12 protein-coding genes are annotated in these 10,910 nt (G+C 72.7%); 6 read left to right on the forward strand and 6 right to left on the reverse strand.

Features of this window, described 5'->3' with window-relative positions:
- From ABZ260_RS36700 to ABZ260_RS36715, 4 genes are all read right to left on the reverse strand, one after another.
- Positions 1–1,315: BTAD domain-containing putative transcriptional regulator (locus ABZ260_RS36700; RefSeq protein ID WP_355626770.1), on the reverse strand; the 1,315-nt coding region annotated here is incomplete at its 3' end.
- Positions 1,316–1,411: 96 nt separating this feature from the next.
- The gene (locus tag ABZ260_RS36705; RefSeq protein WP_350912987.1) at positions 1,412–2,191 is read right to left on the reverse strand and encodes an SDR family oxidoreductase; all 780 of its coding nucleotides are present in this window, start codon (positions 2,189–2,191) and stop codon (positions 1,412–1,414) included.
- A gap of 26 nt (positions 2,192–2,217) precedes the next feature.
- A complete protein-coding gene (locus ABZ260_RS36710) occupies positions 2,218–3,363 on the reverse strand; it encodes an acyl-CoA dehydrogenase family protein (protein ID WP_355626772.1) in 1,146 nt (381 codons plus the stop codon).
- 23 nt (positions 3,364–3,386) lie between these two features.
- Entirely contained in the window at positions 3,387–4,034 is a 648-nt protein-coding gene (locus ABZ260_RS36715) for a flavin reductase family protein (RefSeq protein WP_355626774.1), read from the reverse strand.
- A gap of 227 nt (positions 4,035–4,261) precedes the next feature.
- On the opposite strand from ABZ260_RS36715, the gene ABZ260_RS36720 reads away from it, so the two are divergent.
- The gene (locus ABZ260_RS36720; protein ID WP_355626787.1) at positions 4,262–5,419 is read left to right on the forward strand and encodes an acetyl-CoA acetyltransferase; all 1,158 of its coding nucleotides are present in this window, start codon (positions 4,262–4,264) and stop codon (positions 5,417–5,419) included.
- A gap of 3 nt (positions 5,420–5,422) precedes the next feature.
- A complete protein-coding gene (locus ABZ260_RS36725; RefSeq protein WP_355626776.1) occupies positions 5,423–5,809 on the forward strand; it encodes an OB-fold domain-containing protein in 387 nt (128 codons plus the stop codon).
- 197 nt (positions 5,810–6,006) lie between these two features.
- Here ABZ260_RS36725 and ABZ260_RS36730 read toward each other — a convergent pair whose 3' ends face one another.
- The gene (locus ABZ260_RS36730) at positions 6,007–6,360 is read right to left on the reverse strand and encodes a hypothetical protein (RefSeq protein ID WP_350912996.1); all 354 of its coding nucleotides are present in this window, start codon (positions 6,358–6,360) and stop codon (positions 6,007–6,009) included.
- A 136-nt stretch (positions 6,361–6,496) separates the two neighbouring features.
- Between ABZ260_RS36730 and ABZ260_RS36735 the strand changes: the two genes are divergently transcribed.
- From ABZ260_RS36735 to ABZ260_RS36745, 3 genes are all read left to right on the forward strand, one after another.
- Positions 6,497–7,243 (forward strand): GntR family transcriptional regulator, encoded by a 747-nt coding sequence (locus ABZ260_RS36735; RefSeq protein WP_350912998.1) that lies wholly within the window; start codon positions 6,497–6,499, stop codon positions 7,241–7,243.
- Between the two features lie 332 nt (positions 7,244–7,575).
- Positions 7,576–8,181, forward strand: a complete 606-nt coding sequence (locus tag ABZ260_RS36740) for a GNAT family N-acetyltransferase (protein WP_355626779.1) — start codon at positions 7,576–7,578, stop codon at positions 8,179–8,181.
- A gap of 43 nt (positions 8,182–8,224) precedes the next feature.
- Complete coding sequence (locus ABZ260_RS36745) at positions 8,225–8,899, forward strand: copper homeostasis protein CutC (protein ID WP_355626781.1); 675 nt, start codon at positions 8,225–8,227, stop codon at positions 8,897–8,899.
- Between the two features lie 70 nt (positions 8,900–8,969).
- Here ABZ260_RS36745 and ABZ260_RS36750 read toward each other — a convergent pair whose 3' ends face one another.
- Positions 8,970–10,157, reverse strand: coding sequence for an aldolase (locus ABZ260_RS36750; RefSeq protein WP_355626783.1), 1,188 nt, complete (start codon positions 10,155–10,157; stop codon positions 8,970–8,972).
- A 213-nt stretch (positions 10,158–10,370) separates the two neighbouring features.
- Here ABZ260_RS36750 and ABZ260_RS36755 point away from each other — a divergent pair, with 213 nt between their 5' ends.
- A complete protein-coding gene (locus ABZ260_RS36755) occupies positions 10,371–10,862 on the forward strand; it encodes a hypothetical protein (protein ID WP_355626785.1) in 492 nt (163 codons plus the stop codon).
- Positions 10,863–10,910: the final 48 nt, after the last annotated feature.

A 10,910-nucleotide genomic window follows, 5' to 3' on the forward strand; every position in this document is an offset into this window, starting at 1 on the left:
GCAAGGACGTGGTGATCGAGGACACCGGCCCGTCGATGGACATCTCCAACTCCACCGCCGAGGCCCGGTCGGTGAACAGCCGCGCGGCGAGGGAGGGGGCGAGCGGCCGGACCGGCCACAGGTTCTCGCCGGTGATGCCGAGCGGCTCCCGGCTCGTCGCCAGGACGCGCAGCTCGGGGCAGCCGGCGAGCAGCCGTGCGGCCAGCTTGGCGGCCGCCTCGACGACGTGCTCGCAGTTGTCGAGGACGAGCAGCAGCGGCCGGCCGGCCAGCGCCGCGAGCAGCCGGGAGACGGGGTCAGCCCCGGCGGGCATGGCGAGCAGTCCGCTCTCGCGCAGGCCGAGCGCGGCGAGCAGGGCCTGCGGTAGCCGCCGCCCGTCAGGCAGCGGTGCGAGCTCGACGTAGCAGACGTCCGGCAGGCGACTCGCCACCTCGATCGCCAGCCTGGTCTTGCCCGCCCCACCGGGGCCGACCAGGGTGACCAGGCGCGCGGTACCGAGCAGCCGGGTGACCTCGGCCAGATCCTCCGCGCGGCCCACGAAGCTGGTCAGCTGCGCCGGTGGCGCGGGCGGCTCGAACGGCCGCTCGCCCCGCAGCAGCTCCTGGTGGACGGCCGCCAGCTCGGCCGAGGGATCCGCGCCGAGCTCGTCGGCCAGCAGCCGCCGGGTCTCCTCGAAGGCGAGCAGGGCCTCCGCCTGCCTGCCGCCCGCCTGCAGGGCGCGCATGAGCAGGACGCGGAGTCTTTCCCGCAGCGGATGGCGGGCGGCCAGCTCCTGCAACTCGGGCACCGCGGCCCGGTGCTCGCCCCGCCGCAGGTCGGCCTCGATCCGGTCCTCCAGGGCGCCGAGCCTGCGCTCCTGAAGCCGCAGGACCAGGGCCTGCACGGAGGCGGCGTCCGCGGCGTCGGCGAGCGCGGGCCCCCGCCACAGGTCCAGGGCCTCCCGCAGCAGCAGGGCCGCTCCCGCCGGGTCTCCGTCGCACAGGGCCTGACGTCCCTCGCCGGCGAGCCGTTCGAAGCGGTGGGCGTCGAGATCGCCGGGGCCGACCGAGAGCCGGTAGCCCGAGGAGACGGCCTCGATCTCGACCTGGGGCCCCAGCAGCCGGCGGAGCCGGGAGACCTGCGACTGCAGGGCGTGCGCCGCCCCGTCCCGGGGTCGTGCGCCGTAGAGGTCGTCGACCAGGAGATCGGCGGTCACCACCTCCCCGGCACGGGCGAGCAGCAGGCCCAGCAGCGCCCGCAGGGCGGGCCCGCCGACGCCCACCTCGCCGCCGTCGTCGTGCCACACCCGCGTGGTGCCCAGGATCCCGAAGCGCATGGGGGCAATTGTCGTCCTTCGCGAGGCTCTCCGCCTTTCTGCGGGAGTCGCGGCGTTTCACGGAGGTCCGCGTACGTCGTACGACCCGGCGCCTCCCTAGGGGTGCCGGTTGGAGACCGAGACGACCTCGCCGGTCATGTACGTGGAGTACTCGCTCGCCAGGAAGACGATCACGTTGGCCACCTCCCACGGTTCCGCCGAGCGGCCGAAGGCCTCGCGGGAGGTCAGTTCGGCGAGTAGCTCGTCGGTGGTGACCTTGGCCAGGAAGGGGTGCATGACCAGTGAGGGGGCCACCGCGTTGACCCGGATGCCGTGCGGGGCGGCCTCCAGGGCGGCGCACCTGGTCAGGGCCATCACCCCGGCCTTGGCGGCCGCGTAGTGCGACTGGCCCTCCTGGGCGCGCCAGCCGATCACCGAGGAGTTGTTGACGATCACTCCGGAACCCTGGGGGACCATCAGCCGCAGGGCGGCCCTGGTACAGCGCATCGTGCCGGTGAGGGTCACCCCCAGGACGGCGTCCCACTGCTCGTCGGTCATCTCCACCAGCCGCGCCGTACCGCCCAGGCCCGCGTTGTTGACCACCACGTCCACCCGTCCGTGCGCCTCGGTCACCGCGTCGAACATGGCGCGCACCTCGGCCTCGGAGGTGACGTCGCAGGGCACCGCGAGCGGCTTGACCCCACTCAGCTCGGCCAGCGCCTCGGCGGCCTCGCCGAGGCGCCGCTCGTGCCGGTCGGAGACGACCACGGTCGCGCCCTCCTCGGCGCAGCGCCTGGCGGTGGCGTACCCGATGCCCGTCCCGGCCGCCGCCGTGACCAGGACGACCTTTCCGTCAAGCAGGCCGTGGGCGCGGGGGTAGGGGGGAGGTGTCGCCATGCGGGCTCCGTTCCGGTGGTCGTGTCTCAGCCCTTGGGCAGGCCCAGGGTGCGCTCGGCGATGATGTTGCGCTGGATCTCGCTGGACCCGGCGTAGATGGTGTCGGCGCGGCTGAACAGGTAGAGCCGCTGCAGCGCGTTGAGGTCGTACGGCGGGGCGTCGGCGACCAGGCCCGCGCGCCCCTGGACGGCCTGGGCCAGCTCGCCCAGCCGCCGGTGCCACTCCGACCAGTACAGCTTGCCGATCGACACCTCGGGTCCCGGTTCGCCCGCCGACAGTGAGGTCATGGTGCGCAACGCGTTGAGCCGCATGATGTCCAGCTCCAGCCACGAGCGCACCAGCCGGTCGCGGAGCACCGGGTCCTCGGCGGCCCCGGTGCGCCTGGCGGTGGCCACCACCTCCGCGAACTCCCGCTGGAAGCCGATCTGCTGGCCCAGGGTGGAGGCGCCGCGCTCGTAGCCGAGGGTGGCCATCGCGATCCGCCAGCCCTCGCCGGGAGCGCCCAGGATGTTGCCCGCCGCGGTGCGGGCGCCGTCGAGGAAGACCTCGTTGAACTCGCTGGTGCCGGTCATCTGGAGGATGGGCCGTACCTCGATCCCCGGCTGGTCCATCGGGACCAGCAGGTAGGACAGGCCGCGGTGGCGTGCCGAGCCGGGCTCGGTCCTGGCGAGCACGAAGCACCAGTCGGCCACGTGGGCCAGCGAGGTCCACACCTTCTGGCCGGTGATGACCCACTCGCCGTCGTCCAGGCGCGCCCGTGTCTGGACGCCTGCCAGGTCGGAGCCCGCCTCCGGCTCCGAGTAGCCCTGGCACCACAGCTCCTCGCCACGCTGGATGGGCGGCAGGAAGCGCCGCCGCTGCTCCTCGGTGCCGTGCTCCAGGATGGTCGGCCCGATCAGTCCCTCGCCGATGTGCCCGACCCTCGCCGGGGCGGCGGCACGGGCGTACTCCTCGTGGAAGGCGACCTGGTCCTCCAGAGTGGCGTCCCGGCCTCCGTACTCCCTGGGCCAGCCCAGGCAGGTCCACCCGGCCTCGCCCAGCCGCCGCTCCCAGGCGAGCCGGACCTCGTGCCCCTCGTGCTCGCGGCCGGGCCCGCCCAGTCCCCGGGCGTGCGCGAACTCGCCCGTGAGGTTCTCCTCCAGCCAGGAGCGTGCCTCCTCGCGCAGGGTCATGGAATACCTCCGGCTTGGGGACGTCAGGCGTGGAAACGGCCGTAGCCGCCCCTGAAGAAGAGCAGCGGGCCGCCGTCGCCGTGGACACCGAGCCGGTGGACCCTGGCGACGACGATGACGTGGTCGCCCGCGGGATGCTCCGCCTCGATCGAGCAGTCGATCCAGGCCAGGCTCTCCTCGATCACCGGGTTGCCACCCGGGGAGACCGTCCAGTCGAGCCCGGCGAACTTGTCGCCGCCCCGGCCGGCGAGCGCGGCGCAGACCGGTTGCTGGTGCTCGGCGAGCACGTTGATCGTCTGGGTTCCGGCGGCGCGCAGGCGCGGCCAGCTCGTGCTGCTGTGGGCCACGCAGAAGGCCACCAGCGGCGGGTCCAGTGACACCGAGGTGAAGGAGTTGGCCGCCAGGCCGCACGGCTCGCCGGTGTCGGGGTCGATGGCGGTGATGGCCACCACGCCGGTGGCGAAGTGGCCGAGCACGGAGCGGAACCACCGGCCGTCCACGGCGCCGCCCTGGTGCGTGGCCCCGTTGATCTCAGGTCTCTCGGCTCCGTTGGACGGGCCCTGCGAAAGGCCACTCTGCATGGCGACTCCGTTGGCGGTGGTGCCGCGCCCGGCCAAGGTGGCGCGGGGGTGGTCGGCGGTCTCCAGCAGCCGGGCCGCGTGAGTGCTCATGGTGCTACTCGCCTCCTCAATCGCGCCCGATCGGCCTCCGAGGGGGTTCGGCGGCGGACGGCGTCCTGCACCGTCTGGCGCTATCTTACCAAGCGCTTGCTTGGATTGTAGGGGAGTGCCGGAAAAAGTCCCCGGCCGCCGTCGGCGGTGTGCGCCCGTCGTTGACATCCGCGATTCGCCCGACCTAGCCTCTGGCCAAGCGCTTGCTTGAGATCGGAGGCTCGTACGTGGGTGGTTTCCGGGACCGCACGGCCGTCGCGGGCGTCGGGTACACCCGGTTCTCCAAGGATTCCGGGGTCAGCACCCTCACCCTGGCCTGCGAGGCCGTGCTGGCGGCTTTGGACGACGCGGGCCTGACCGCCGACGACGTCGACGGCATCGCCACCCACCGGGTCGGCGACTCCGCCGCGCCCTGTCTGGTCGGTCCCGCGCTCGGCATCCACGAGCCCTCCTGGTACCTCGACCAGTTCGGCGGCGGCAGCGTCTCCCACTCGGTGGTCGGCCAGGCGGCGCTCGCGGTCGCGGCGGGCGTCGCCGAGACCGTCGTCTGCTACCGGGCGATCAACGCGCGCTCGGAGTTCCGGATGGGCGGGACCGGCCGGGGGTTGCCGGTCAGCCCCGAGGTCCAGTACCAGGCGCCGTACGGCTACTTCGCGCCGCCGCAGCAGTACGCGATGTTCGCCCGCGCCCACATGTCGAGGTACGGCACCCGTCCCGAGCACTTCGGCGCGCTGGCGGTCGTCCAGCGCGCCAACGCGGCCAAGAACCCCCGGGCGCTCATGCGCACCCCGATCACCCTGGACGACTACCTGGCGAGCCGGTGGATCGCCGAGCCGTTCCGACTGCTCGACTGCTGCCTGGAGACCGACGGCGCCTGCGCGCTCGTCGTCACGAGCGCCGAGCGGGCCGCCGACCTGCGCAGGCCGCCGGTGCTCATCTCCGCCGCCGCGTGGGGAGGCGGTGACTCCTTCCTGTCCGGCGGCCGGGCGGACACCACGGTGACCAGCGCGGCCGAACTGGCCCCGCGCCTGTACCGCCAGGCGGGCATCGGGCCCGCCGACGTCGACGTGGCCGAGATCTACGACTGCTTCACCTACTCGGTGATCGTGCAGCTGGAGGACTACGGCTTCTGCGCCAAGGGCGAGGGCGGCCCGTACGTCGCCTCGGGTGCCGTCGCGCCGGGTGGTGAGCTGCCGGTGAACACGCACGGCGGGTTCCTGTCGGAGGGGTACGTGCACGGCGTCAACCACATCGCCGAGGCCGTCTCACAGCTGAGGGGGGACGCGGGGGAGCGACAGGTGGAAGGGGCCGAGGTGGCGCTCTCCACGGCCCAGCCCGGCTACATCCTGCCCGCCACCTCGGCGCTGATCCTGCGGAAGGGGTGAGGGGTGCGTCCGGTTGCCGATCGCGACTCGGCGGAGTGGTGGAGGCGGACCGCCGGCGGGGAGTTCGTGCTCCAGCGGTGCGACTCCTGCGCCACACCGCGCTTTCCCGCCCGCGCCTACTGCCACCGCTGCAGGACCCGCGAGTGGCACTGGGCGCCCATCGCCCCGGCCGGCCGCGTCGAGAGCTGGATCGTCAGCCACCAGCCCTTCCTGGCCGGGGTGAGCGAGCCGTACACGGTGGTGATGGTACGGCTGGACGAGGCGCCCGAATGCGTCATGTACGGCAACTGGCGCGGTGCGGAGCCACCGGTCGCGGGCCTGCCCGTCCGGGCGTGCTTCAGGAAGGTGGACGAGGAACTGTCGCTGATCGACTGGCGTCCGCTCGGCTGAGGCGCGTTCGCGGTGGGGCTCATCGTCGGGGCCGCGTCGGGGCCGCGTCACGGGTGCGTCCCGGCGGGTCCCGTTCCCGCCGATCGCGCTCCGGAGATGGGGAGCGCGCCCTGGCGGGCGTGGGGGACCCGCCAGGACGCGTTCCGCTCCGGCGCGATGGGCGGAGGACCCCGGCGAGGGGTGGGGTCCTCCGCCGGCTAGTCGCGCTCGGAGTCTGTGTCGGCGAAGGCGCGGACCTGGTGGTCCGCCTCCTCCTCCGCGAGGTCGTCGTCAGGCGTGGGCCGCCGGTAGTGCTGCGAGATGAGGCGGGCCGCCCCAGCCGGGTCGTCGGCCGGATGCGAGGACTCAACGCCATCCTCGTTCCAGACAAAGAGCCCGTTCTTGCACCAAACGGTTAGATCAGTCAGCACCGAGAGCACGGACATCCCGCTTCCGTTGCTCTGGTAGGTGTGGGTGAACCCCTGGCGGTGCAACGCGTAGCGCAGTAAACGCGTCGCCTCGCGGGGGTCGCGCCAGGGCAGGTACGGCGCATCCACGCGGACCGACAGCACCGGCCTCCACCCCCTCGCTGGCCTTTCGATGGATTTGTACCAACGATTGGATGATGCGGGTCTTGGGAGGTTGGGTCAAGGGGCTGTTCCCCGCTAGAACCAGATCGTCTAGTTTTGTTGGCACAAAGGGGACTTAATGGCGCGGTCAACGCTGTATCAACTGGTGGCCTCCGATCTGAGGAGGACCATCTACTCCGGTGCGCTCGGACCGGGGGATCAGCTGCCGACCGAGGCGGAGCTCATGCTCGTGCACCAGGTGAGCCGGAACACCGTGCGGCTGGCTCTCGGCGAGCTGGTGAACGAGGGCCTGGTCACCCGCACCCCCCGCAGGGGCACCGTCGTGCGGGAGCGCCGTCCGCTGCTCATGCACCCCCAGCGCGAGCTGCAGCCGCGGGGCGAGGAGACCCTGGAGGCCTTCGCCTGGGCGGTCTCGCAGGAGGGGCGCGCGCCGAGCCAGGAGATCGAGGTCTCGATCGTGCACCCGGCCGAGGAGATCGCCAGCAGGCTGGAGCTCGCGGACGACGAGCTCGCCGTGGTCCGCCGCAGGCTGCGCTTCGTGGACGGCCAGCCGTACAACACCAACGACTCCTACTTCCCGCTGGCCCTGGTCGCCGACTCCGAGATCACCCGTCCCGGCGACATCAGGCGCGGGGCCAACAAGGTCCTTGAGGAGCTCGGCCACCGGCAGGTGCGGATGGTGGACGACATCTGGGCGCGGATGCCCAACAGCGCGGAGACCGAGCGGCTCCAGCTCCAGCTCGGCACGCCGGTCGTCGTCTACGTCCGAGTCGGTTACGACGTGGAGGACACCCCCGTGCGCGTGGCGGTGTCGGTACTGCCTGCGGACAAGCACCTGATCAGGTACGAGCTGGAAAGCCGTTGACATCTCGGTAACCGCCCTGACGGGCCGGCCTCCACTCCGTCCGCGCCGCGGGCGCCCGGCGGGCCGCGCCCGCAGGGCGGCCGTTCTCCCTCCGGCCGGCGCACTCCGGGCCGGGCCTTCCCCGGGCCCGGCCGTCTCGCCCGAGCTCCCCCCGCCCGTCGCCCTCCCGCCGGGCTCTCTCGCGCCGCCCGCGCCTCTCACCCCGACCGGCGTCTCCCCGCCGCTCGCCCCCAGCCCCTAGGCATCCGCCTAGCCCGACATGGGTGCCGTGCGCCATCAGGCGACCACGCTCCGTGTCAACTCGCGTACCGAACGCAACGAAGGGATGAACCATGCACTCGAACACCGTCAGTCCCACCACCGTGCGCCCGTTCACGCTGCGCAGGGCCACGGACGGTGATCTCGACGGGGTGCTCGCGCTCCTCGCCGAGACCGCCGGGTGGCTGAACCGCCGCGGCGTGCGGCAGTGGCCCGCCGCCGGCTTCCCCGCCGAGCGCATCACCCCGCTGATCGACGAGGGCGTCATGTACCTGCTGGACGGGGAGGACGGGCCCGCCGCGACCCTCGCCCTGGACGCTCACGCCGACCCCGAGTTCTGGGCTCCGGGAGACGACCCCGGCTCGGCGCTCTACGTCCACAAGCTGGCCGTGGCGCGCGCCCACGCCGGCCGGGGGCTGGGAGAGGCGCTGCTCGACTGGGCGGGCCTGCGGGTCCTGGCCCTGGGGAGAAGATGGCTCAGGCTTGACTGCTCCAAGGACAACTCGCGGCTCCAGGACTACTATCGGGGACAGCGTTTCGCGCACCTCCGCACGGTCGACCTGTCGCATCGCGCCTCCGGCGCCCTGTTCCAGCGGCCGGGGGGCCTGCGCGCCCACGCGTCCGGCCTCGCGCTGTCCTTCTCGGACCGGCGCGGGTCGTCCGTCCCCGAGCATGTCTGAACCACGGCGATCCCAGGGCAAACCCATCCGATAGCCTCCATTCATGACCGGATCCTTGCTTGAGGTGATCACGCTTGACGTGCGTGATGCCGTCGCGGCCGAAGCCGGCGGCGCCGATCGCCTGGAGGTCGTCGCCGACATGGCCGCGGACGGGCTCACCCCGGCTGCGGAGACGGTCGCGGCGATCTCCAAGGAGTGCGCGCTGCCGCAGATGGTGATGCTGCGTGGCGAGGCCTCGTTCCTGGCCACGCCCGAGTCGCTGAAGACCCTGAGCCGCGAGGCCAGGGCACTCGCCGACGCGGGCGCGGCCGGGTTCGTGTTCGGGTTCCTCGATCGGGCGGGGGCGGTCGACCTGGCCGCCACCGAGGCGCTCATCCACGCGGTCGCACCGCTGCCCTGGACCTTTCACCGGGCGGTGGATCACGCGGCCGACACCCAGGCGAGCTGGCGTGCCGTCCGCCTGCTGCCCAACCTCGCCACCGTGCTCACCTCGGGTGCGCCCGGTGGCGTGGCGGACGGGCTGCCGCTGCTCAAGACCCGGTGCGAGGCGGGCGACGGCCCGCTGATCCTGGCCGGAGGCAGGCTGAGGCCCAGCCATGTCGGGGTGCTGATGGAGTACGGCGTGCGGGCCTTCCACGTCGGCAGCGCCGTGCGGGCGTCCTGGTCGGACCCGGTCGACGAGCGCCGGGTCCGCCAGTGGCGCGCCCTGATCGACTGAGGCGCGCCAGGTCTCGCGGTGATCGGCCGGGACGCCGGCAGTCGGCTGAGCCGGGGACCGGCGATCGAGGTCAGGCCGGTGGAGCCGGGGCGGGGCCCAGGGCCAGGTCGGCGCGGCGCAGGGCGGCGGTCATGGTCTTGATCGTGGCGGGCTCGTCCATCACGCCCTCGCCCGCCTCGCGCCGCTCCTGCCAGGCGCGCACCCGGTCGGCGTACTCCTGGTAACGGGACAGGTGGAAGGCGTAGACCTTTGCGTACCGGCTGACCAGATGTGACGGGTGCATGTCCCAGCCCTGGTAGAAGCCGTGGCCCAGGGAGTGCCCGACCAGCTCCGCGTGGCGCCGCCACAGCTCCTGCACGGCCCGCCTGTCATCCGAGGCGGGGGAGGCCGCCAGCGAACCGTCCGACAACTCCACGCCGGTCCCGGCGAAGACCGTCTGCATGACGTTCCTGGCGTGATCGCAGACGGGATGGTCCAGCCGCTGCTCGTGCGGGGGCAGGGCGCAGCTCGCCGTGTAGTCGAAGACGCCGAAGTGCGCCGCGGCCAGCCTGCCCCGCAGGGAGGCGACCAGAGCGGAGTCGAGGAACAGCACCGTCTGCGGCGCCTCGACCTGGATCTCGAACCGGAGCGCGCCCTCGTCGAGGCCCAGCCCGTCCTCCAGCGCCCGCAGGCAGTCGGCGAACTGGTGGAGGTAGGCCCTCATCAGCACCTTCGGGAAGGTGACCACGAATCCCCCGGGCAGCCGCCCGACCCGCTCGACCACGCCGGTGAGAAAGCCGTCCAGCGTCCTGAGGGAGCGGACCGGGTCGCCGTCGGCGAACGACTTCACCCGCAGGCCCCAGCGGCGGGGGAGCGTTCCGGCCGCGTGCATGGCCGCGATCGCCTCGGCGGCGGTGGAGGCGTGACCGTCCTCCTCCGCGGGGCGCGGCCCGTACCCGTCCTCGAAGTCGACGCGCAGGTCCTCGACGGGCTCCTCGCCGAGCTTGGCGGCCACCCGGCCGTGCACGGCTCCGGCGAGGTCCTCGCCCACGCCGAGGATCGCGGCCAGATCGCCCTGCGGCAGGTGCCGCCGCATCAGCTCCAGCGCGGCGTCACCCCACGCCCGCACCGTCCCGGCGTCGAGGCGGTCCGCGGGGACGTAGACCGTGTGCACCGGCTGCCACCCGGCCGGCCCGTACGGGTACAGCGCCGACTGCTCGCGGTGGACCCGCTCGAAGCCCGGGATCAGGGCGGACGGGTCGGCGAGCGTGACGCGCATGCTGGTGCTCCTCTGAGGACGTGCCGATATGGACGTGCCGGTTCGGACCGGACGCGCCGTTTTGAACGCACCTTAGCCGCAGCCCTCCACCGCCGGTCACCCCTGCCACCGTCGCCCCACGCCGATCAGTGGACTCAGCCGGTCCCAACCGGATCACAAGTCACCATGGCTAAACTTTGCCATCGGAGTTCGATCACTCGGCGATGGGATGACATGAACAGACTCAAGGGGCTCTCCGCGCTGGCCGGGTCCCTGCTGGCCGTACTGCTGATGACGCCGACGGCTCCGGCCGCCGCGGCGGCCGCGCCCGCGAAGCCCAAGGTGGCCGTGGCGGTGAAGGCGGGTCCGGCCAAGCACACCGGTAAGTGCCCGGTGACCATCGGCTTCACGGCGAAGATCAAGGTGAGCGCGCCCACCGTGGTGGCCTACCGCTGGCTCAGGGGCGACGGCTCCAAGAGTGCGGTGAAGACCGTGAAGGTGAACGGGACGAAGATCCTGAAGGATCGCGCCACCTTCCGCGGCAACCTGAAGGGCTGGCAGGCGCTCCAGGTGCTGAGCCCGCGCAAGGTCGTCTCCAAGAAGGCGACCTTCACGATCTCCTGCGCGCCGCAGAGCGGCGGCGGTAACGGTGACAACGGCGGTGACGGTGGCGTCGACCCGCAGGGCCCGGCGGACGGGCAGGGCGGCACCGAGAACGGCGAGTAGCGCGAACAGCGCCCCGGCCGCGGCCACCCCCGGTTCTCCGGGTGTGGC

Source organism: Streptosporangium sp. NPDC006013, assembly GCF_040614275.1.
In the GTDB taxonomy this organism is placed as follows: Bacteria; Actinomycetota; Actinomycetes; order Streptosporangiales; family Streptosporangiaceae; genus Streptosporangium.